The organism is Pectobacterium cacticida (genome assembly GCF_036885195.1).
Classification (GTDB): Bacteria; Pseudomonadota; Gammaproteobacteria; order Enterobacterales; family Enterobacteriaceae; genus Pectobacterium; species Pectobacterium cacticida.
Window position 1 is genome coordinate 737,393 of record NZ_CP133656.1, and the last position, 23,239, is coordinate 760,631.

The window sequence follows — 23,239 nt, forward strand, 5'->3', positions numbered from 1 at the left end:
GACAGCGATGGCTGGAATAAAGAATTCGGAAGGTGACAGGGTTCACGAGATGGTGATGTGCGGGAGCTATCGTGTATTTCCGAGCCTCTATTTTTAACGCCACCCGCAGCGGATTACGGGTGGCATTATCAATATTTTAATAAATAGATTGATACAGCGCTTTTATTTCTTCGATATTGGTTTCGCGTGGGTTGCCGCCAGTGCAAACATCATCAAAAGCGGCTTGCGCCAATGCGGGAATATCTTCTTCTTTCATCCCGACGTCGCGCAGTCTCGGAGGAATAGCAACGTCGTGAGAAAGTTGTCTAACGGCATGGATTGCCGCCTCGCGCGCCTGTGCAATCGGCATCTCCACCGCACCGTTAACCCCCATGGCGACGGCAATGTCACGGAATTTTTCCCCCGTATAATCCGCATTATAGGCCATGATGTGCGGCAGTAGAATGGCATTGGCGACGCCGTGCGGTGTGTTGTAAAACGCGCCGAGCGGGTGCGCCATACCATGCACCAACCCAAGCCCGACATTCGAAAACCCCATACCGGCGATGTACTGCCCGAGCGCCATATCTTCCACGCCTTGCGGCTTTCCGGCCACGGAATCCCGCAATGAACGGCTGATAATTTCAATGGCCTTCAGGTGCAGCGTATCGGTTAATTCCCAGGCCGCCTTGGTCGTAAAGCCCTCAATAGCGTGTGTTAGCGCATCAATCCCCGTGGCCGCTTTCAACGATGCTGGCATGCTCGCCATCATATCGGGATCGACGATGGCGACAAGCGGAATGTCATGCGGATCGACGCACACGAACTTGCGGCGTTTTTCTTCATCGGTAATGACGTAATTAATGGTGACTTCAGCGGCAGTGCCCGCGGTGGTAGGGATAGCGATAATGGGTACGGAGGGACGGCGAGTGGCGGCGACGCCTTCTAGGCTGCGGACATCGGCAAATTCGGGATTATTAATGATTATTCCGATCGCCTTACAGGTATCCTGCGGTGAACCGCCACCAATGGCGATGAGATAATCGGCCTGCGCTGCCTTGAAACGTTCTACGCCTTTTTTCACCACGCTAATGGTGGGATTGGGAATGACTTCATCGTAGATCTCGTAGGAAAGCCCGGCCAAGTCAAGCTTGTCGGTCACTTTCGTAGCGACACCAAATTTAACCAAATCTTTGTCTGTCACCAGCAGAGCTTTCTTAAACCCTCGCCGTTTTACTTCATCGACAATTTGAGCGATAGCGCCTGTGCCAAAATAGGATGTTTCGTTAAGAATCATTCTGTTAGCCATTATATGCCCCCAGTTAACGGTAATTTTGATAAATCGAAAGATAGATATTGCGTAATTCCCTGCTGTTAGGGTGACGAAAATAAGCGCTTAACGCCTTCCCTCGGTTGCCATATCACCCTATATGCTGGCATTGAGGTAAAGACTTCTGAGAATTAGCTCACAGAATTGCCATGATGAACAACGAGGGGAATATGAGGAAAAGGGAGTAGCGCAATACGGTTTGATTGAAAAAATCTAATTTAAGCTCGTTTTTATCATTAGATTATCTAATCCGAAAGGTGATTTTTTTCGTGTGTTATTATCTGATTTCTTCATATTTAATAGCATTAATATGTGTTTTTTGTTCTTTTAAATTAATTTATATCTACATTGTTTTGGTTATTTAGTTTTTATTGCTGATTTGTTTTTTGTGGGAGGTTATGGTTTTAAGGCTTTATATATACTTTATCTTATGTCTGAAGCTGTGGTTTAACCCAGGCTTCGGTGGTAAGTTCAGTCAAAAGATATCGTTTGCGTAGTGCGTTTTGTTCGCATAACGCCGTACGCATGAGAGGGATGGAAAATGGCAAAGCAGACCCCGCTGTATCAACAGCATCTGGTTGATGGCGCTAAAATGGTGGATTTTCACGGCTGGATGATGCCACTGCATTACGGTTCTCAACTGGATGAACACCACGCCGTGCGTCGAGAGGCCGGTATTTTTGACGTGTCCCACATGACAATCGTTGATTTGCACGGTGTGAGAACCCGTGAGTTTTTACGCTATCTGCTGGCAAATGATGTCGCCAAACTCACGCAGACGGGTAAAGCGCTTTATACCGGTATGCTGAATGCTTCCGGTGGCGTCATCGACGATCTGATCGTTTATTTTCTGACGGAAGACTATTTCCGGTTGGTCGTGAATTCCGCGACCCGCGAAAAAGATCTCGCCTGGATTAAGCAGCACGCGGCGCCGTTCAGCGTTGAAATTCGCGAACGTCAGGATCTGTCGCTGGTTGCCGTACAAGGCCCGTTAGCGCAGGAAAAAGTACGAAACCTCCTGAAGGAAATGGGCCTGAGTGAGGCGGATGTCGCGACACTGGCTAGTATGAAACCCTTTTTCGGCACCCAGATGGGCGATTTCTTCGTCGCGACGACAGGGTATACGGGCGAGGCGGGATATGAGATCGCATTGCCGAATGACCAGGTAATTAATTTTTGGCAACAGTTACTCGCAGCGGGTGTGAAACCCTGTGGGCTGGGCGCTCGTGATACGTTGCGGTTGGAAGCCGGAATGAACCTGTACGGACAAGAAATGGATGAAAGCATTTCGCCACTAGCGGCTAACATGGGGTGGACGATCGCCTGGCTACCGGAAGATCGCCAGTTTATCGGGCGTGAGGCCTTAACGCATCAGCGTGAAAAGGGCACCGAGCAATTGGTTGGTTTAGTACTGACGGAAAAAGGCGTATTGCGTAATGGGTTACCGGTGCGCTTTACCGACCGGGATGGCGTGATGCGTGAAGGCGTCATTACCAGCGGATCGTTCTCGCCGACGCTCGGCGTGAGTATCGCGCTGGCGCGTGTGCCGGTGGGAATTGGCGAACAGGCCATCGTACAGATCCGTCATCGGGAGCTACCTGTGCGTGTGACCAAACCCGGCTTTGTGCGTGCCGGAAAAGCCATCATTTAATAACGGCGATCATGGAATAACCGCTATCGTTTAATCGCAGTAGCGCTAAAGGGTTCACTATTTTAGGTAAGAGAGGATGCAATGAGTCATGTACCAGAGGAATTAAAATATACCACGTCACATGAATGGGTTTTGCACGAAGGCGAGGGGATTTATAGCGTGGGCATTACCGAACATGCCCAGGAACTTCTGGGGGACATGGTATTTATCGATTTACCGGAAGTGGGGACGGTCGTCGCAGCAGGCGATGACTGCGCGGTAGCGGAATCGGTAAAGGCGGCCTCAGATATTTATGCGCCCATCGGCGGTGAAATTGTGGAAGTCAATGACGAACTGGATAACGCGCCTGAACTGGTGAATAGCGCGCCTTATACCGACGGCTGGTTGTTTCGCATCAAAATTGCTGATGAGTCCGATTTAGATGAACTACTTGATGCCGAAGGCTATCAGGCATCGTTAGAAGAAGACGAGTAGTGATCGCGCCCCCGGTTTTGTTGAACCGGGGGCGTTTTGTTTGTGCGCCCGCGTCGTCTTTCAGCGCGGCAGCGATCTCGATTGAAGCAGGCACGATTGAAGCAGGAAATTACGGTAATGACCCAGACACTCAGTCAACTCGAACATGACGGCGCGTTTATCGAGCGCCATATCGGTCCTTCCGCCAGCCAGCAGCAGCACATGCTATCGGTTGTCGGCGCGACGTCGCTGGATGCGCTAATCCGCCAGATTGTCCCGGCGGACATCCAATTGCCCTGCCCGCCAGCAGTGGGGGAAGCGGTGGCCGAGCACCAGGCGTTGGCTGAGTTGAAGGCGATTGCAGGGCGCAATCAACGCTATAAAAGCTATATCGGTATGGGATATAGCGCGGTACTGATGCCGCCAGTGATTTTACGTAACATGCTGGAAAACCCAGGTTGGTATACCGCCTATACGCCGTATCAGCCGGAAGTCTCTCAGGGGCGGCTTGAGGCATTATTGAATTTTCAACAGGTCACACAGGATTTAACCGGGCTGGATTTGGCTTCCGCTTCGCTATTGGATGAAGCGACCGCAGCGGCGGAAGCGATGGCGATGGCGAAGCGCATCAGCAAGCTCAAGCAAGCCGACCGTTTCTTCATCGCCGCCGACGTGCATCCGCAAACGTTGGATGTGGTGCGAACTCGAGCGAAAACCTTCGGTTTCGAGATTGTGGTCGGCAAAGCGGAAGAGGCGCTGAAAGACGACGCGGTGTTTGGTGTACTACTGCAACAGATTGGGACGACCGGCGAGTTGCACGATTATAGCGATTTAATCGCGGCACTTAAGGCGCGCAAGGTCATCAGTTGTGTGGCGTCAGATATTATGGCGCTGGTGCTGCTGACCGCGCCGGGTAAGCAGGGGGCGGATATTGTCTTTGGTTCCGCACAGCGTTTCGGCGTCCCTATGGGTTACGGCGGCCCGCATGCCGCGTTCTTCGCCTGCCGTGACGAGCATAAACGCGCGATGCCGGGACGCATCATTGGCGTATCGCGCGATGCGGCGGGCAACACGGCATTGCGCATGGCGATGCAGACGCGTGAACAGCATATTCGCCGCGAAAAGGCGAACTCGAATATTTGTACTTCTCAGGTGCTATTGGCCAATATCGCAGGGATGTATGCGGTATTCCACGGGCCGGAAGGGCTAAAACGCATTGCGTCGCGCATCCACCGTTTGACCGATATTCTGGCGGCGGGGCTCACACAGGGCGGTCTGCTGCTACGCCATCGTAGCTGGTTCGACACGTTGACGATTGAAGTAGCGGACAAAGACGCGGTGCTCAGTCGGGCATTAAGCTTTGGTATCAACTTGCGCAGCGATTTGGCAGGTGCCGTGGGCATCACGTTGGATGAAGCGACCACGCGTGAAGACGTATTGACGCTGTTTGCAGTGCTGCTAGGTGACGATCACGGTTTGGATATTGAGGCGCTGGATGCAGCGGTTAACCAGCAAGCGGCAACTATCCCTGCCGGATTGGTGCGCCAGGACGCGATTCTGACGCATCCGGTTTTCAACCGTTATCATAGTGAAACGGAGATGATGCGCTATCTGCATCGTCTCGCGCGTAAGGATCTGGCGCTGGATCAGGCGATGATTCCGCTGGGTTCCTGCACCATGAAGCTTAACGCCGCGGCGGAAATGCTGCCGATTACCTGGCCGGAATTTGCTGAACTGCATCCGTTCTGCCCGCCTGAACAGGCGCTGGGTTATCGTCAGATGATCGAGCAACTATCCGGCTGGTTGGTACAACTAACGGGCTATGACGCAGTGTGCATGCAGCCCAATTCGGGCGCGCAGGGGGAATATGCCGGGATGCTGGCGATCCGCCGCTATCATGAAAGCCGCAATGAAGCCGACCGCAATATCTGCCTGATCCCCAGCTCTGCCCATGGCACTAATCCGGCGTCGGCGCAGATGGCGGGTATGCGCGTGGTGGTGGTGTCCTGTGACAAACAGGGCAATATCGACCTGCACGATCTACGGGAGAAAGCGCAGGCGGCGGGCGAACACCTTTCTTGTATCATGGTGACGTATCCGTCTACCCACGGCGTCTACGAAGAGACAATCCGGGAAGTGTGTCAGATCGTGCATCAATACGGCGGTCAGGTGTATCTCGATGGTGCGAATATGAACGCCCAGGTTGGCATTACGTCACCGGGTTACATCGGCGCAGACGTATCGCACCTGAACCTGCATAAAACCTTCTGTATCCCGCATGGTGGCGGTGGGCCGGGCATGGGGCCGATTGGCGTCAAAGCGCATCTGGCGCCGTTTGTGCCAGGTCATCAGGTGGTCAAAATCGCAGGTGTGCTGACGGAACAAGGCGCTGTCTCCGCAGCACCATTTGGTAGTGCGTCCATCTTGCCGATTAGCTGGATGTACATTCGGATGATGGGCGCGGAAGGGCTGAAAAAGGCCAGCCAGATGGCGATCCTGAACGCTAACTATATTGCAACACGCTTGCAGCAGGCGTATCCGGTGCTGTACACCGGCCGTGACGGGCGTGTCGCACACGAGTGTATTCTGGATATTCGTCCGCTCAAGGAAAGCACGGGAATTAGCGAAATGGATATTGCCAAACGTCTAATTGACTACGGTTTTCATGCCCCGACGATGTCGTTTCCGGTCGCGGGTACGCTGATGGTGGAACCAACGGAATCAGAAAGTCAGGTTGAGATCGATCGCTTTATCGCTGCGATGCTGGCGATCCGCGCTGAGATCGATCGCGTCGCTCAGGGGGAATGGCCGCTGGACGACAACCCATTGGTTAACGCACCGCATACGCAGGCGGAACTGGTCGCGGACTGGACGCACCCGTACAGCCGCGAACTGGCGGTATTCCCGGCAGGGAGCGAACACAAATACTGGCCGAGCGTGAAGCGCCTGGATGATGTGTACGGCGATCGTAACCTGTTCTGTTCATGTGTGCCAATAAGCGACTATTAATCGCGTAGTTGAATAACCTGGCCTCGCCGGTGTTTGTAGCCTGCGAGGCTATATCTAGTTAGCCAGAAAACTATTTACCTCCGAAATCAAAATGTCATTAAACTGACGCCCCCGTGACATGCTAGTGCTTTAGGGTATCGCCCTCTGTTTCACTCTGAGCGATCCTTGAGTTATGCGTGCAAAATATTTTCCCTACCTTGTACTGTTACCAACGCTGATTTTTTTACTTGCTTTTACCTATTTCCCTCTCGTGCGTTCGGTTATTGACAGCCTGTATGACACCCGGCTGAATGCCGATGCGCCGCTGTTTGTTGGGCTGGATAATTTTGTGCGCCTGGTGCAGGACGCCGTGTTTTGGCAGGCTCTTCTGAACAATGCGCTGTATATCCTGATGACGGTAGTGCCCGGCGTGCTGCTGGCGCTGGTGCTCGCGGTGCTACTGTGGGAAAACACGCGTGTGAATCGCTGGCTACGCACCGCCTTCTTTTTTCCAATGATTATTCCGCTGGTGAGCGCCGCGACGCTGTGGCTTTTTATCTTTATGCCGGGGCTGGGGCTGTTGGATTACTATCTGGCGAAAGTGTTTGGCCCGATGAACAACAACTACCTCGGCATGAGTAATAGTGCGCTGGTGGCAGTAAGCGTCATCGGTATCTGGAAATTTGCCGGCTATTACATGCTGTTTTTTCTCGCCGGTCTGCAAGCGATTTCCGCTTCCGCTCGCGAGGCGGCGCTGATGGAAGGGGCTTCGCGGCGTCAGGTGTTTTTCTACGTCACGCTGCCGCTATTGCGGCCAACCATCGCCTTTGTGGTCACCATTGCCTTTATTTACGCCATTACCCAAATCGACCATGTTGCGGTGATGACGCGCGGCGGGCCGAATAACGCCACGACTGTGCTGCTCTATTACATCCAGGATCTGGCGAATGATACGCACGATCTGGGCAAAGCTTCCGCCGCGACGTTCCTGACGCTGGTGATGCTATTCGCTTTTTCCATTATGAATCTGAAAGTGCTGGAGAAGGGAGCACATTATGAGCGCTGAGAATCAAATCGTTGACGTTCGGAGCGTAAAGAATCCGTGCGTTGCGGGATTAAGCACGTCCAATCCGCTGCGTACCACATCGCGATTTACGCTGCCATTGCTATTGATATGTGCCGCACTGCTCTGGATCAGTCCATTTATCTGGATGCTGTCTTCTTCCATCAGCGCCAGTAGTTTTGGTGAAGACATGGCTTCGTTGCTACCACGATTCCCGCTGACGCTCGATAACTTTCGCGATGCGTGGGACAGCGCTGACTGGGTAAGGCTTTACGCTAACACGCTGATTTTTGCGGTCGGTACGTTTCTGGTTCAGTTGGTGACGATCACCACGGCCGGCTACATCTTTGCCTACCACGAGTTTCGCGGCAAAACGCTGCTGTTTTACCTGCTGCTGATTCAACTGATGATCATGCCCGTCGTCATGATGGTGCCGAACATGATGACGCTCAAGCAGCTTGGCCTGCTCAATACGCTGACCGGTGTGATGATGCCGTATTTCGCTTCGGCATTTGGTGTGTTTCTGATGCGCCAGGCGTTTCTCAATATTGCTAAAGAGATCGAAGAAGCGGCGTTGATGGAAGGTTGCCGCTGGTGGCAGGTGGTGTTTCACGTCCTGATCCCAATGACCTGGCCGTCGATACTGGCCTTTGCCACGGTCAGCATCACGTATCACTGGAACGAATATCTCTGGCCGCTGATGGTGCTCAACGATCCAGACAAACAGGTGCTGACCATTGGGTTAGTGTCGTTCGCGATGGGCGCTGAGTCTGGCGGGCAGTGGGGATTGATTTGCGCAGGTACGTTGTTGGTATGCCTGCCACTGATGATCGCTTTTATTGTGTTTCAGAAGCAATTTCTGAGTAGTTTCGGTTTCTCGGGCATTAAGTAAATCGTCTACGGGCGAAATATAGAGGTGGTTGTTATGTTGTTGGCACAGATTTCCGATCTGCATTTTCGCAGTGAAGGACGAAAACTTTATGAATTTATTGATATTAATGGAGAAAACGCCAAAGTCATTAACCAGCTAAACGCATTGAGCGAACGGCCTGATGCGGTGGTGATTAGCGGCGATATTGTCAACTGTGGACGCCCACAAGAGTATCAGATGGCACAGCGCGTGTTGCAGATGTTGGATTACCCGCTGTATGTCATCCCTGGCAACCATGATGATAAAGCGTATTTCCTGGATGCGATGCGTCCGCTGTGCCCGTTATTGGGTGACGATCCGGAAAATATTCGTTATGCCGTGGACGATTTTCCGCTGCGTTTATTATTCATCGATACCAGTTTGACCGGGCAGTCGAAAGGATGGCTCACGCCGTCCACGCTGAGCTGGCTAGCGCAACAATTGCAGGATCACCCAACGCGCGAAACGACGATCTTCATGCATCATCCACCGCTCCCATTAGGATCTGCACAGATGGATCGGATCGCCTGCGAAAACGGACATGAACTGCTGATGCTGATCGAACGTTTCCCGCAACTCACTCGCGTATTCTGCGGGCATACGCATCGTTTGATTATGACGCAGCACCGGCAGGCGATTATTGCCACCGTACCGGGTACCGTCCATCAGGTTCCGTATTTTTACGAAGATGACGCACCCTATTACAACCTGGAACCCGCCAGCGTGGTGATGCATCGCTATGTACCGCAAACTGGGCTAGTCAGCTATAGCCAGTCGATCGCGTCCTACCCTGGGCCTTTCCTCTACGATCCGCGTATCAGTTGTCCGGTGGATGCATAATGGCGGCGATTCAATTACGTAATATCAGCAAACGCTTCGAGCAGACTCAGGCGCTGGCCTCGCTGTCATTGGATATCGCTGACGGCGAATTTTTAGTGTTGGTTGGGCCGTCCGGCTGTGGGAAAAGTACACTGTTACGCATGCTGGCGGGTCTGGAAGCGGTGAGTGACGGGCAAATTCTGCTGGGTGACGACGACATCACGACGTGGAGCCCCAAACAGCGTAATTTCTCTATGATCTTCCAGAATTACGCGCTGTTTCCACATTTAACCGTTGAGCAGAACATCACCTTTGGGATGCGGATGCGCGGCGAGCCGAAAGCGGACTATCCACAGCGGGTACAGCGTGTTGCCAGCCTGCTCCAACTTGAGCCATTACTCAAGCGCAAGCCGGGGAAACTGTCCGGCGGTCAGCGTCAGCGCGTGGCGATGGCGCGGGCGATCGTGCGCGATCCCCGTTTGTTTCTGATGGATGAGCCGTTGTCGAATCTGGATGCCCGCCTGCGTAGCGATGTGCGCGACGGTATTATGGATCTGCATCGACAGTTGCAAACGACCACCGTTTACGTCACGCACGATCAGATCGAAGCGATGACGATGGCGGATAGGATCGCTGTACTGGATCGCGGCGTGTTGCAGCAAGTGGGTACACCGGAACAACTGTATTCTCGTCCTGCGAACGTTTTTGTGGCTGGTTTTATTGGTACACCGGCGATGAACATGGTGACGTTGTCCTGCGATAACGGCCATGCCTTATTTCCAACCTTGCCGGTGGCGTTGCCCGTTAGCGAAGAAACTCACTCACTCACCAGTGTGCTACTGGGCATTCGGCCTGAGCATATTACCGATCACGCCACGTCAGATGGCGCGTTATCGTTATCGGGAACGGTGAAGCAACGGGAATTATTCGGCGCTGAGTATTTGATTCATGTCGATACGCCGTTGGGGGTAATTCGCTATCGGCGGCCAAATCGCGCTGGCGTGCCGGATGTCGGTACTTTTATTGAGCTTCATTTTTCACCGCAAGATTGTCATTGGTTTTCCGGGCAAACCGCCCGTAATTTATCCCAGGAGAAAATAAATGCGTAAGCCTCATATGATGGCGTTGGCAATCACTTTGCTCATGTCAGGTTCTGCTCTGGCGAAAGAAAAGATTGATTTTATGTTCCCCGCGCCGGTTGATGGCAAGTTAACGATGGAAATGACGCGCATCATCAAAGAATACAACCAATCTCAGGATCAGGTTGAAGTGCGTGGCATTTTCACTGGCGGTTACGACACGACTAAAGTGAAAGCGGAAGCCGCCGCCAAAGCGGGCGATCCGCCAGCATTGGTGATTATGTCGGCAAACTTTACCGCCGATCTGGTTATCAAAGATGAAATCCTGCCGATGGACGAACTGTTCAAATATGGCAACGAAAAGGCCACGCCTTTCCTGACCAAAAACTTTTGGCCAGCGCTACACCAGAACGCACAGGTGATGGGCGTGACGTATGCGATTCCATTTCACAACTCGACGCCGATCCTCTATTACAACGAAGATATGCTGAAGAAGGCGGGTATTAACGAACCGCCCAAGAATTGGGATGAGGTAGTTGCGGTCGCGAAGAAATTGACCGATCCGGCGAAAGGGCAGTGGGGCATTATGATTCCGTCAACGAACGATGATTATGGCGGCTGGATGTTATCCGCACTGACGCGAGCTAACGGCGGGGCATATTATAATGCCGACTATCCGGGAGAAGTCTATTACAACTCAGCGTCGACCAAAGGCGCACTTCAGTTCTGGCGCAATTTAGTCTACCGCGACAAGGTGATGCCAGCGGGCGTGCTGAATTCCAAGCAGATCAGCGCCGCGTTTTTCTCCGGCAAATTGGGGATGGCGATGCTAAGCACCGGCGCGTTAGGGTTTATGCGCGAAAACACCAAAGATTTTACGCTTGGTGTGGCGATGATGCCGGAAAAAGAGCGTCGTGGTGTGACTATCGGCGGGGCAAGTCTGGTGAGCTTTAAGGGGATTTCCGAGGAGAAAAAGAAAGCAGCCTGGCAGTTTATGAGCTATCTGGTCAGCCCTGAGGTCAGCGGGAGCTGGAGCCGTTTTACCGGTTATTTCGCACCGCGTATGGCGGCCTACGATCTGCCGGAAATGAAAGATTATCTGGCGAAAGATCCACGCGCGGCCATTGCATTGTCACAGTTGCAATATGCTCATCCGTGGTATGCAACCTATGAAACGGTCGCGGTACGCAAGGCGATGGAAAATCAGCTAGCGGCACTGTTGAATGATCCAGCGAAAAAGGTGGAAGATGCGGCCGCTGCGGCACAAAAAGAAGCGGATAGCATAATGAAGCCGTATGTAGATCAAACGGCGTTGCGCGAAGTGAAATAACAGAGGCGGTGCCTTTCTCTGGCCGACAGCCAATGGACGCAGACGGTAACGTCTGCGTCCATTGGCAATAAGCGTTTCAGCGGAAAAGACTGTTTCTGGCCGAAGAAATTTTCTACGGCAGTGTGAGAAAGCAACGAGGCGCTGTTCCTTTAAAGCAACCACCCTTTGGTTTTCGCCTCTTCCAGATGCGCTTTAAGGTAGCGCCACAGTTCTGGGTTGATGTTAGCGATAAACGCGGCGCGATCGAGAACCTGTTCCAGACGGATGCCGTTTTCTATCCAACTTTGCCCGCCATTGTGCAGGTTCATCAGCATCGGCATGAGGCGATCGAGCATCATAGCGAACTGGGCGCTCGGGGTTTGATTGGCCTCATATTCTTCCCACAAGGCATGGAATTGTTGACGTTGCGGTTCCGGCAACAGGCCAAAAATACGTGTAGCGGCGGCGACTTCACGGTCGTGAATCGCCAGGCGCGCAGAGAGATCGTACACCAGTACATCGCCCGCATCGACTTCGACAATGTCATGAATCAGCGCCATTTGGATCACGCGATGAATGTCTACGTTTTCACCGGCATAGGGCGCGAGCGCCATTGCCGCGACGGCAAAGTGCCAACTATGCTCGGCGGAATCTTCGTGACGTTCACTGCCAATAATCTTATTACGGCGTTGCACGCTTTTTAATTTATCGATTTCTATCAGAAAGCCAAACACCTCGGTCAGGGAGCCGAAATTAAGAAGGGATGGAGAAGATGACATGAAACGCGTACCTCTTGCAGAGAAATAGTATGCAGTGACAACGACAGAAAGGCGCTCTAAGCGTCAGAACCGGATGGCGACCAACGCAAAATAATAGACAACGACGATGCCTTTCAAAAAATAGAGAGAATATCTAAGCTGACCATTGTAGGGGATGTTATGCAGGATTGACATGCATGATTACCCCTCTGATGGACGATCGCGCAGGGAAAATTTCAGCTTACAGATGTACACTGAAATGCTTCTCGGTTAATCTGTTCAGGATAACGTCTGCCATATCCGGTATGAGGGGCGGAAACCTCGGGAGGGATAGTATGGCTGATGGCGTTATGGAATAGGTTCGTTACTGAATGAATGCTGTGGAACGGTAGATGGCAAAAAATGTACAAGCGTCGGAATATTCGCCGGCAGAAGAAATTGCGAATAGCATTAGCCATGGAATCGGTGTGATTTTTGGTATTGTAGGCTTGGTTTTACTGTTGGTGCAGGCGGTCAATCGCGACGTCGGTAGTCTGGCAATCACCAGCTATAGTCTCTATGGCGGTAGTATTATCCTGCTTTTTCTGGCGTCGACGCTGTACCACGCGATCCCTTCGGCGCGCATCAAACCCTGGCTAAAGAAATTCGACCACTGTGCTATCTATCTATTGATTGCCGGAACCTACACGCCATTTTTGCTGGTCGGGCTAAATTCCCCGCTGGCGCATGGCTTAATGGTGGTCATCTGGGTTATGGCGCTGTTGGGGGTGATCTTCAAACTGGCGTTTGCCCACCGTTTTGAAGTACTGTCGCTGATGACCTATTTGGTGATGGGCTGGCTATCTTTAGTCGTTATTTATCAGATGATGATGAAATTGGCGCCGGGAAGCGTAACGCTACTGGCCGTGGGCGGTGTAGTGTACACGTTGGGCGTTATTTTCTACGTCTGCAAACGCATTCCCTATAATCACGCAATTTGGCACGGGTTTGTGCTGGGCGGCAGCGTCTGCCACTTTCTGGCGATTTATCTTTATATTTAATCTTTGGTTGCGGGGAGATGGCGTAAGACGAGCAATGATAATCGTTCGATTGTAAAAACGTTTAGGTCCTGTTACCCGCCTATCCCATTATTAGGTACGCCGTAAAACCCCGCCTTTTGGGGCGGGAAGGATGTCAACGGCGTGATATTTTTAATCAGTTATTTCATAAGGTAGCGGCTGAATTGCGAGTCGGCTGTCTACGTCGCCACGAACGCGCAAAATGTGCTCGGCGGTGAGATCGTTGTTTAACACGGCCTGTACCCAAACTTCACCATTCTGCAATTGGCTAGCCGCCAATACCGTTCCTGTTCGACGCCAGTTATCACCAAGCTGTAATTCAAGATCGTCTCCAGCTTGGGGGATCTGACCCGCTTTTCCCGCTAACCAATAAAGCGCACGCTTATTCGCACCGCGATATTTTGCCCGAGCGACCATTTCCTGTCCGGCATAACATCCTTTACTGAAGCTGATGCCATTGAGTGCCTGTAAATTAGTTGCTTGTGGAATGAACTGCCCGCTGTTGGCACTGTCAATGATGGGAAGCCCCGCTTCAATATCCAGCGTTAGCCATTGTTGGCTGTCATGTAAACTGACGCTGTCACCGAGCTGTTCGAGTAGCGACGTACTTTGCTCAGGCGAAAGCGCCAACAGAAAACGTTCTGTAGGGTGGGCAAAATGTAATAAGGTTGCCCCTTCATGTTGTACGACAGCGTGCTCGGCGTCTGGAAGTTGAGGGTATATCGACGCCAGCCGCGCGCGGATACCCGCACCTGCGGCACCAAGCAGGATGGTGCTATCGTCCGGCGTGATGGTGGTTTTCGAGAAAACCGCATATTTTTTCAGTTCGCTTAGCTGCGCGTCGCGGAGATTGCGGCGTTCAATGTAAGCCAGGCCCTCGCCGCGATGAAACAGGCGTAAGTTGCTCCACATTTTTCCTTTTGCGTCGCAATGGGCGCAAAGGACGTGCCGCTCATTAGCCAGCGCGTTGACATCAGCAGTGACCTGTCCCTGAAGATAGGAGACGGTGTCTGGCCCGACTAACGTGACCAACGCCCAATCGTCGAGCGAGATCAGCGTCGCGGTCAATTGGGCTGACGCAACCGGAGGGTGTGATGCAAAAGGACGTTGATAAGTCGTATGTTGGTTAACCATAGAGTACGATCCTACGCTAAGGGCGATGCCCGAATGGCCTAATGGTAAAAGAGCGGTCAGGGTTTGCAAGGGGTTATTCTCGCCGCGTGATAGCCTGGCCTATTCCGATGTATAGGAAGGTGCTCTTCGTTTTTCTTATGGGTAAACTATGTCAGAATGTTACTATTAGTTGAAACCCGCTACCGGAATCAGGGTACACTAGCGATAAGTGGCGATAACAAGGCAGACATGAAACATGGAAATCGATAATAAATCACGTATTCATTGGGCGTGTCGTCGTGGTATGCGTGAACTGGATATCGCGATCATGCCCTTTTTCGAGCATGACTATGACACACTCAGTGACAGTGATAAGCACACGTTTGTCCGACTGTTACAAAGCGACGATCCTGATTTATTTAACTGGTTGATGAACCACGGCGAGCCGCAGGACGAAGAGCTAAAACGCATGATTTCTCTTATTCAGACGCGAAATAAAGATCGTGGCCCAGTGGCAATGTGATCTCCGCGTTTCCTGGCGAATGCAGCTACTCTCATTGATGGTGCATGGCCTCTTAGTGTTACTTATTCTTCTGGCGCCGTGGCCGGATGGTTACGCGTGGCTGTGGCTGTGTCTGGTCACGATGGTGATGTTTGGTTTTATCCGCAGCCAACGCAATATCAAATCGCGACACGGAGAAATCGCGTTGCTTAGCGAAACCACGTTGGATTGGCGGCAGCAAGAGTGGCGAATCGTGAAACGGCCGTGGTTGCTGAAGCATGGTGTATTATTGTCATTGCAGGCGGTAAATGGTAAAGACAGGCGACAACTATGGCTGGCATCGGACAGCATGGGTGAGGATGAGTGGCGTCATTTGCGTCAGATCCTGTTGCAACAGAAACGCTGGGCAAGATAGCGGTTACGCTATGTTTTTATTCGGTCATCGTTTGACTGTATTTCGAAATATATTGAGTATCATTGATGATTAAGCCCGCCGTACAAAAAACAGGTCTGCATCCTCGCAACCGTCATCGCGATCGTTATGATTTCCCCGCGCTCAAGCAGTGCTACCCGGCATTAACCCAGTTTGTGAGGGTGAATGCCTATGGCGATGAGTCAGTGGATTTTGCTAATCCTGACGCGGTAAAAGCGCTGAATCAGGCGCTGCTGCGGTATTTTTATCAAATTGAACACTGGACGATCCCCGAGGGGTTTCTGTGTCCGCCCATTCCGGGCCGTGCCGATTATATTCACCATCTGGCCGATGTGCTGGCGGAAGATAACCATTCGGTGGTGCCGCAGGGAGCCTCAATATTAGATATCGGCTGCGGCGCTAACTGTATTTATCCGCTAATTGGGCACCGCGAGTATGGTTGGCGTTTCACCGGCAGCGAAATTAATCCGTTGGCTATGAAGGCAGCTAATGAGACGATTGAGGCGAATCCTGGTTTGAATCGCTCGATTCGTCTGCGCCGTCAGAAAAATAGTCAGGCGGTGCTAGTCGGCGTTATACACAAGAACGACACGTTTGATGCCGTTATGTGTAATCCGCCGTTTCATTCCTCTGCCCAAGAGGCTCACGAGGGATCGCAGCGTAAGCGACATCATCTGGGGCTGGACACGCGATCGCCGCTAAATTTTGGCGGTCAGCAGGATGAGTTGTGGTGTGAGGGAGGAGAATCCGCCTTCATTGGTCAGATGATCAAGGAAAGCGTTGGTTTTGCCCGCCAGTGTCTGTGGTTTACCTCGCTGGTGTCACGCAAAGAAAACGTGCCGGCGATTTACCGCGCGTTGGAAGCGGTTGGTGCGGAGCAGATCAAAACGAAAGACATGGCGCAAGGCCAAAAGCAAAGTCGCTTTGTCGCCTGGAGCTTTCTGAATAGCGCCGCCCGCGCTCGCTGGTTTCACAAACGCTAAACGACATCATGACTACGGATACTTGTCATCGGGATATTCGCAGCAATGCTATTGCTATGAGGTTTGCATCCGCCAACAACATGTCCACGAGCACGATTAAAACCAGCTTTGCAATGAATCCCGTAGGTTGGGTGGAGGGATTAGAGGCGCACCTGTATTTAGGTAACTAGAGATCTAGTCGATCTCTAACACCTGTTGAGTGTCCTAGATAATTCAATTCTCCGTATCGTATGTTAGATCCCGCCGTCCGCCATTAACCTTAAAGGCCGCTGGCTGGAGGAGTCGGGGTTTATGACCGGGATGCCGATAACCGTGACGGTGGAGCGGGGAAGGATGATTATTGAGACCGAGATTAATCTCTGACGCCGCACATCAAGGAATAAATAGCAGATAAAAATAAAGCCGGAAGAATCGTTGGGATCGCTTCCGGCTTTTATTTATTCGTAGACTTTTGCAGCCATTAATATATCTGCAAAAACTTTCCAGTTTGTATCTTTCGGTATAGGCTGGTTGGTATTTTCATAATATCCATCCATGTCTTCTATCCATGAGGCTATTGCTTCTAGATAAGATGGTAAATCTTTATTTTCCCATTCATCGGGATTTTCTTTAAAATCTTTAGCCAAAGCAGATATAAGTTTAACAAGATCATCTTTACTGCTAATCGGGAACAATTCATCTAACATTTCATCCACCTATGATTTTCCTCACGCCATCTCCCATTTTAAGGATGATGCTTTTTCCATCGGTTCTTGTAGTCATTTTCCACATCTGACTTGCTATTTCTCTAGGAGTAGCCCATTGGACCGGTACTTTATCAAGGCCAGCAATTTTAAATGCAGCCAAACGACGATGATCTAGTGTCCATATTTTCCCTGAAGGATCTTTCCATACTTTAATCGCAGGTAAATCCGATGCTTTCAATGAGCCATTAGATGGAGCTTTAGCATTATCTAAAACAGTATGAGCGCCCGTTTGATTTTTAATCGAGCTTTGCATGAAATGAATATCTTTAGGATTTAAACTACATTCTGCCAACCCCAATGGATCAGCCCATGTAATTGGATTTGGCGCGTACTGATAGTTATCATCCCCACCCAGCACCCCTATCGGGTCAGGTGAGATATAACAGCCACCGCTCGGGTCGTAATACCGAAATCGGTTATAGCATAAGCGGCTCTCCTCGTCACGGTATTGTCCGGCAAACGCCAGCCCCGGATCAAGATTTTCTGTCTTATCCGTATAGCGCTGGCCCCATAACGTGGCGCGCGGCGCCAGCCAGCGCAGTTCGCCTTGCGGAGTAAAGATAGCCTGCGGTTCGCCATTATGCCCACTGGTGACAAAATCCGTTTCCCAACTTGCGGTTGCGCGCTCACGCTGCTGCACCAGCAACTCCCAGCCGTTGTGTACCCAATGGCGGCGGCTGATAAGCTGCTTGTCGCGATAGTGCCGCACTTCGGCTATCTGGTCGCCGTCCCACAGTCACCACCTTAACGGTACCTGACACAGCTCACCCGTGACCCTGCAAATAGGAAAACGTGTAGATTCACTTCTTAGATAGATAGTGAGATAAAAACCCCCTCCTTGATATTAATTAAAAACCAGTAGCCAACCATTACCCATCAATGAGAACTGCTAAATTTTACCAATTAAAAGAGGTTTTCCCTTAACCCCTCCCCATGGATCATCCAATAAATATTCAGGATTAACCTCCTTTTTAGCAGGTACAAATGTGAATTTATAAAATATTTCATCACCTTCACATATCTCATAGTAGAGAGAATATATCTCAGTCTCAAAATTCAAATTTACTTTGAACTTCTCTGTAGCAGAAGCCACCTCAACATTATCTTTATTGCTCACATGAAATGGCACAACAATGCAACGCTGACAATTTTCATCAATATCAAAAGCAGAGGAAATAGACACAATTACATTTGCACCGAAAGCATCTTCAGGGAGCGGATCAAATACAACATAATCCTTATATAAAAGAGCTCCCTGCTCAATATTCCCTTTACCCCATGAGCTTAATTGCTCATCAAATGTTCTTGATCTTATTAAAATCTGACCATGTGAAATTAGCAAATCGAATTTCTGGGTTTCATTGAGCATAATTAGAAAATCTCCACTTTTATTCTAGTTCCATCAGGCAAATCCGACAAAATACTACCAATGCTTGAGCCGGCGCCGCGATTATCACCAGGATTAATATACCTGACACTTGCACCACTTCCGCCCTCTTTAAACATAGCCATTGGCCATTCGTCACGATCATACCCAGTCTTTGTCTTTACATCTTTTAAACTCACTTTCCTATTCAACTTGGCGGTTCCTCTATTGATAGTCACGATATCCGGGTGCCCCTTCCCAATAGCGTCATCAATATGACCAAATGTTTGCGGATATTCAGTACGCTTCAACTTTAAGATGTAATCATAATCCTTGGAGGATGATTTTATTAAGGAACAACCAGCTAACCCAAACGGATCAACCCAGTCCAGTGGGTTATGCACATACCCGTAGTTATTCTCACCACCCAAAATACTCACAGGGTCAGGTGAGATATAACAGCCACCGCTCGGGTCGTAATACCGAAATCGGTTATAGCATAAGCGGCTCTCCTCGTCACGGTATTGTCCGGCAAACGCCAGCCCCGGATCAAGATTTTCTGTCTTATCCGTATAGCGCTGGCCCCATAACGTGGCGCGCGGCGCCAGCCAGCGCAGTTCGCCTTGCGGAGTAAAGATAGCCTGCGGTTCGCCATTATGCCCGCTGGTGACAAAATCCGTTTCCCAACTTGCGGTTGCGCTCTCACGCTGTTGCACCAGCAACTCCCAACCGTTGTGTACCCAATGGCGGCGGCTGATAAGCTGTTTGTCGCGATAGTGACGCACTTCGGCTATCTGGTCGCCGTCCCACAGATAGCGGATGTCGTCCGCCTTCTGGTCGCAGCGTTTGCCGATGCGGCGGCCGAACGGGTCGTAACGATAGAACCAGCGTTCGCCATTCGGCGTGTCGACGACCCGCAACTGGTTACGGCTGTCCCAGCGGTAGTGCCATACCTGTGGGCGATAGCCCGGCTGCACCACCTGTTTGCGAATGAGCCGTCCGGCCTTATCGTACTGGTAGTGCGTGTTGTCCTGCTGGGTGAGTCGCCCAGCCTGCCAGTCGGTCAGGCGTGTCGCCGCCTGTGGTAAACCGCTGCGGGTGTAACGGTACTCTTCCTCGGTGTTGATGGTGCGCCCCGCACCGCCACTCAGGACGGCCAGCACGCGCCCGCTGGCGTCAAGCTTGTAGCCTGCCGCCTCACGGTTGCGCCGCGTGCCTATCAGGTTGCCCGCGCCGTCATAGAGGTATTCCCGCGTCTGGGTCGGTTGCAGACGACCATCCACCGTTGGCCCGCTCCGCTCCCGCGTTAACCAACCCATGACATCGTATTCACGCTGCTGAGCAAAACCGCCGCTGCCGTGGCGGGTCACTTCGCGCCCGGCCGCATCATGCGTCAGCGTCAGCGCCGCGCCGTCCGGCAACATGACCTGACGCAGTTCGCCCGTGGCGCTGTAGCCAAAGGTGCTGGTCAGCGCTGCGCCGTCTTCCTCTCCTTCCCAGGCCAGACTCCGGGTGACGGAGTGCGAGGTGTCCAGGTATTGACGCCGGATGACCGTGCCGCTGTTGCGCTCTTCGACCACACGGTCACACTCGTCATACGTCAACAGTACATGACCGGTGGCGGACGCGACTTCGATAAGCCGACCCGCCGCATCATAACGATAGCGCAGGGTGTCGTCCGGCGCCGTCTCCTTTATCAGCAGCCCACGCCCGTCATACAGGAAGTGCCGGGTTTCTCCTTCACCGTTGCGAACGGTGATGCAGTTGCCGTCTTCGTCATAGCCGTAGTGGGTCTCCGTACCCGCCGTGTCCCGTTCGCGTATAACCCGACCGTCCGCATCCAGCCACCATTGCCACTGGCTGCCGTCCGGTGCGGTAACGCCCACCAGTTGCTGGCTTTCCTTGTCATATTCATACCGCCAGGTACGTCCTGCCGCATCGGTACGTGATACCAGCAGGTCGAACGCCCCGTAGCCTTGCTCCCACTCTGCGCCGTTGCCGTCAGTGTAGACCTGCAAGTTGTGATGTTTGTCGTAGCGGCGCTTCTCCTCCCTGCCGTCCGGACGTACCAGTTGCTCCGGCAGTTGCCAACTGGCACGGCGGTAGCCAAGGCGATAGGTCGCACCATCCGCCCGTGTCCAGGTCGTTAGCCGGTCCTGCTGGTCGTAGCGCAATTGCTGGGTCCGGGACTCGGCATCGGTGGCGCTCAGCAACCGCTGACGGTGGTCATAGCACAGGTTGGCCTGCACTCGCCCTTGTTCATCACTGACCTCCGTTAACAGGCCGTAGCGGTTCCAGGTAAAGCGCACCTCACGGTTGGCGGGGCCGGTCAGACACTGCGGATTGCCTTTGCCGTCATACTGCCAGTCCCAATGACGCCCGAGCGGGTCAGTGATGCCAACCAGTCGCTCGTGGTCGTCGTATGCGTAATGCCATTGGTGGCCGCTACCGTCGGTAAAGAGGCTAACCAGCCCGGTGTCATCTTGGTAAGCGAACTCAACTACCCGCCCCGCCGGGGATATTTCCCGCAGCAGGTTGCCGACATCGTCATACTCATAGCGGGTGATATGCCCAAGCGGAGATTTCTGCCACGCCATCAGGCACAACGCATTAAAGCCGTATTCATGGCGCTGCCCCCGCCCGTCGGTCATCACCACGCGGTCGGCCAGATACGCAAAACGCGCCGTCAGATAGCCGTCGGCGCAGGTGGTGTAAACGCAGCGACCAAGCGCGTCATATTCGTACCGTGCCCAGGTCTTGTCATTGTCGTGCCAGCGCGTCAGACGCTGGTGCTTATCGTAGTCATAGGACAAGCGATACCCCTGCGCCGCATCCGCTTCGACCAATCGGGCACCTTCATCCTGACGATACTCGGCCAGAATGGTTTTCTGACCACCATCAATGCGCTGGACCTGACGCAGAAACTCCCCCCGCCACACTAGTAGCAGTTCAATGCCGTCGCTGTGTTGTATCTTGCGCAGGTAGCCTTTGGGGTCGCGGAGAAAGTCGATTCGATTCTGGTGGTTGTCGGTAATAGCCGACAATAGCAACTGGTCACCGTGTTTGACGGTAAAGGCACGCCAGGTCTGGCTGTCGCGGTGCCACAGATGAAAACCGTTATGCCGCCGCAGCAGCTTGAATTCGGGGTATTCGGCGCAGTACACCACGATGGCACCGAGCCCGAAGGTGAAATCAATGTCATAGCCCTGTGCCAGGGTGATAGTGACATGAGTGTCGCCATCATCTTGACTAACGGTAGCGACCTCGCTCCAGCTATCCTGCCAGCCATGTCCCAGCAGACCGACGTGGGTACTGCCAGAGCGGTAGGTGCGTTCGAACACTAGCGGGATGGTCTGCCCCAGTTCGATATCGATGCGGCGTTCAATCACCTCACCGCTGGCAATATACACCGGGTCCTTCTTGAAGGCTTTGGCCGCTTGTGTCACCCGCGCCCGGCCCTTGTTCGCCTTAAATGCCCGGGTGGCGCAACGTGTCTTTTGCTTGAGACGCTTACCTGCCCAAAGTGCACCAGCGCCCAGTCCTTTCATCACCGCTTTGGGGCCGCGGAAGAATAACTTCCCCAACCCGCGAAACAGGCCGCGGCTTGGAGGCACCAGAAATTCCACCGCAATCAGCAGCGCTTTCTGCCAGCCGCTGAACTCGTCCTGTATCTCCAGTACGGTAGCCTGACCGGAGCCAAAGAACACCGTCGAGGCCCCCTCCTTGATGGTGGCACCGCACACGGTCTTGTCGCCAATCCGTGCGGCCGGATGACCGTTCACAAAGACGGTTTCGCTGCCCTGAGCAATGAGCTGCGGGCCGCTGTGCTTGGTGCACGCCACCGCGTCGACTTCTGCGCGGGAAACCGGGTTGCCTTCCACCGACACATTCGGAGAACCGCCCGCTACCACCCCAGCAGGTGGTGAGGCGCTATCCACCATGGCGGACACCCGGCCACTGACCGCCGATATCAGGCTTCCCGCCCCCAGCACCGCCAACCCACCGACCACGGCAATCGCCAATCCACCGGTAACGCCCACCAGGGCAACCGCCACAGTGGCCACGGCTGCTGCAACCAGCGCTCCGGCCACCGCGCCGAGCAATGCGCCCAGAAAGCTGCTGTGTTTTATAGCTTTGCCCGGCGAGGTCGGCGGCGAACCACTACCGGGTGCTGGTAAGTCAGGTGGCAGCGTGGGGCGATTGCCCGCGTGCATCGCACCGACGCGCGCAATACGGGCCAGAATTTCATCACGCATCGCCGCCTGCCTTCCCCTCCGGATCGAGGGCGGGCGCAGCGACGCTAAAGGTCTCAATCACCGCCAGTAGTTCAGACTTATGCGTCTCACTCAGTACATCAGCGGCGGTAATCGTGAATGTCAGCAGCAGATTACCACGCACTTGCATCACGACGACCTGATGCATCCGGCCTTCCGGCGACTGCCAGGCGTATTCCAGCGCCGGGGCGGGTAAACCTGCCAGCGTCAGCTCCCACGACTGGATTTCTTTGTACCCTTTCAGTTGCGCTGAAAACTGTTCCAACGTGTTCTCATAAACCGTTTTCGGCGTCTGGCCGGGTTCGGTCGGGGTTCGATTGACGACGAGATTGACGGTGTCGTCCGGCAAGACAAAAACGTGTAGGGATTCGTCACGCCACTGCGCCGGAATGGCCAGCGATCCTTCATTCATCTGATACATATTC

The 23,239-nt window shown here is 52.8% G+C and carries 19 protein-coding genes and 2 pseudogenes; 13 read left to right on the forward strand and 8 right to left on the reverse strand.

Annotated elements, in window-relative coordinates:
- Positions 1-136: 136 nt before the first annotated feature.
- Positions 137-1,288, reverse strand: coding sequence for a lactaldehyde reductase (gene fucO / locus RFN81_RS03510; protein ID WP_264497805.1), 1,152 nt, complete (start codon positions 1,286-1,288; stop codon positions 137-139).
- A 562-nt stretch (positions 1,289-1,850) separates the two neighbouring features.
- Here fucO and gcvT point away from each other — a divergent pair.
- From gcvT to RFN81_RS03550, 8 genes are all read left to right on the forward strand, one after another.
- Positions 1,851-2,960, forward strand: a complete 1,110-nt coding sequence (gcvT, locus tag RFN81_RS03515) for a glycine cleavage system aminomethyltransferase GcvT (RefSeq protein ID WP_264497806.1) — start codon at positions 1,851-1,853, stop codon at positions 2,958-2,960.
- 81 nt (positions 2,961-3,041) lie between these two features.
- The gene (gene gcvH, locus RFN81_RS03520) at positions 3,042-3,434 is read left to right on the forward strand and encodes a glycine cleavage system protein GcvH (RefSeq protein WP_264497807.1); all 393 of its coding nucleotides are present in this window, start codon (positions 3,042-3,044) and stop codon (positions 3,432-3,434) included.
- A gap of 117 nt (positions 3,435-3,551) precedes the next feature.
- Complete coding sequence (gcvP, locus tag RFN81_RS03525; RefSeq protein ID WP_264497808.1) at positions 3,552-6,422, forward strand: aminomethyl-transferring glycine dehydrogenase; 2,871 nt, start codon at positions 3,552-3,554, stop codon at positions 6,420-6,422.
- Between the two features lie 172 nt (positions 6,423-6,594).
- Positions 6,595-7,467 carry a carbohydrate ABC transporter permease gene (locus RFN81_RS03530; protein WP_264497809.1) on the forward strand — a complete coding sequence of 291 codons (873 nt, stop codon included), beginning with the start codon at positions 6,595-6,597 and terminating at the stop codon, positions 7,465-7,467.
- A complete protein-coding gene (locus RFN81_RS03535) occupies positions 7,457-8,356 on the forward strand; it encodes a carbohydrate ABC transporter permease (RefSeq protein WP_264497810.1) in 900 nt (299 codons plus the stop codon). Before RFN81_RS03530 ends, RFN81_RS03535 begins: the two co-directional genes overlap by 11 nt.
- Positions 8,357-8,389: 33 nt before the next feature.
- The gene (locus RFN81_RS03540) at positions 8,390-9,214 is read left to right on the forward strand and encodes a phosphodiesterase (RefSeq protein WP_264497811.1); all 825 of its coding nucleotides are present in this window, start codon (positions 8,390-8,392) and stop codon (positions 9,212-9,214) included.
- Positions 9,214-10,302 (forward strand): ABC transporter ATP-binding protein, encoded by a 1,089-nt coding sequence (locus RFN81_RS03545; RefSeq protein WP_264497812.1) that lies wholly within the window; start codon positions 9,214-9,216, stop codon positions 10,300-10,302. The genes RFN81_RS03540 and RFN81_RS03545 overlap by 1 nt, the downstream gene beginning before the upstream one ends.
- Complete coding sequence (locus RFN81_RS03550; RefSeq protein WP_264497813.1) at positions 10,295-11,602, forward strand: ABC transporter substrate-binding protein; 1,308 nt, start codon at positions 10,295-10,297, stop codon at positions 11,600-11,602. Before RFN81_RS03545 ends, RFN81_RS03550 begins: the two co-directional genes overlap by 8 nt.
- A 149-nt stretch (positions 11,603-11,751) precedes the next feature.
- Here the strand turns inward: RFN81_RS03550 and RFN81_RS03555 are convergent, their stop codons facing one another.
- Entirely contained in the window at positions 11,752-12,360 is a 609-nt protein-coding gene (locus RFN81_RS03555) for an HD domain-containing protein (RefSeq protein WP_264497814.1), read from the reverse strand.
- Positions 12,361-12,731: 371 nt separating this feature from the next.
- On the opposite strand from RFN81_RS03555, the gene trhA reads away from it, so the two are divergent.
- On the forward strand, positions 12,732-13,379 hold the full coding sequence (trhA, locus tag RFN81_RS03560) for a PAQR family membrane homeostasis protein TrhA (protein ID WP_264497815.1): 648 nt from the start codon (positions 12,732-12,734) through the stop codon (positions 13,377-13,379).
- 150 nt (positions 13,380-13,529) lie between these two features.
- On the opposite strand, the gene ygfZ is transcribed toward trhA, so the two are convergent.
- Entirely contained in the window at positions 13,530-14,531 is a 1,002-nt protein-coding gene (ygfZ, locus tag RFN81_RS03565; protein WP_264497816.1) for a tRNA-modifying protein YgfZ, read from the reverse strand.
- A 235-nt stretch (positions 14,532-14,766) separates the two neighbouring features.
- On the opposite strand from ygfZ, the gene sdhE reads away from it, so the two are divergent.
- From sdhE to RFN81_RS03585, 4 genes and pseudogenes are all read left to right on the forward strand, one after another.
- Complete coding sequence (gene sdhE / locus RFN81_RS03570; RefSeq protein ID WP_264497817.1) at positions 14,767-15,033, forward strand: FAD assembly factor SdhE; 267 nt, start codon at positions 14,767-14,769, stop codon at positions 15,031-15,033.
- On the forward strand, positions 15,014-15,427 hold the full coding sequence (locus RFN81_RS03575) for a protein YgfX (RefSeq protein WP_264497818.1): 414 nt from the start codon (positions 15,014-15,016) through the stop codon (positions 15,425-15,427). Before sdhE ends, RFN81_RS03575 begins: the two co-directional genes overlap by 20 nt.
- Positions 15,428-15,492: 65 nt before the next feature.
- A complete protein-coding gene (gene rlmF, locus RFN81_RS03580) occupies positions 15,493-16,428 on the forward strand; it encodes a 23S rRNA (adenine(1618)-N(6))-methyltransferase RlmF (protein ID WP_264497819.1) in 936 nt (311 codons plus the stop codon).
- 240 nt (positions 16,429-16,668) lie between these two features.
- Positions 16,669-16,791: pseudogene (locus RFN81_RS03585) on the forward strand (SymE family type I addiction module toxin); the annotation flags it as partial.
- A gap of 74 nt (positions 16,792-16,865) precedes the next feature.
- Here RFN81_RS03585 and RFN81_RS03590 read toward each other — a convergent pair.
- The 5 genes and pseudogenes from RFN81_RS03590 to RFN81_RS03610 form a co-directional block, all read right to left on the reverse strand.
- On the reverse strand, positions 16,866-17,114 hold the full coding sequence (locus RFN81_RS03590) for a DUF7660 family protein (RefSeq protein ID WP_264498863.1): 249 nt from the start codon (positions 17,112-17,114) through the stop codon (positions 16,866-16,868).
- 1 nt (position 17,115) lies between these two features.
- Positions 17,116-17,910: pseudogene (locus tag RFN81_RS03595) on the reverse strand (RHS repeat-associated core domain-containing protein); the annotation flags it as partial.
- A gap of 153 nt (positions 17,911-18,063) precedes the next feature.
- Positions 18,064-18,543: a competence protein ComJ gene (comJ, locus tag RFN81_RS03600; protein ID WP_264497820.1), complete on the reverse strand. Its 480-nt coding sequence runs from the start codon at positions 18,541-18,543 to the stop codon at positions 18,064-18,066.
- A gap of 2 nt (positions 18,544-18,545) precedes the next feature.
- Positions 18,546-22,796 carry an RHS repeat-associated core domain-containing protein gene (locus RFN81_RS03605; protein WP_264497821.1) on the reverse strand — a complete coding sequence of 1,417 codons (4,251 nt, stop codon included), beginning with the start codon at positions 22,794-22,796 and terminating at the stop codon, positions 18,546-18,548.
- Positions 22,789-23,235: a DUF1795 domain-containing protein gene (locus RFN81_RS03610; protein WP_264497822.1), complete on the reverse strand. Its 447-nt coding sequence runs from the start codon at positions 23,233-23,235 to the stop codon at positions 22,789-22,791. The genes RFN81_RS03605 and RFN81_RS03610 overlap by 8 nt, the downstream gene beginning before the upstream one ends.
- Positions 23,236-23,239: the final 4 nt, after the last annotated feature.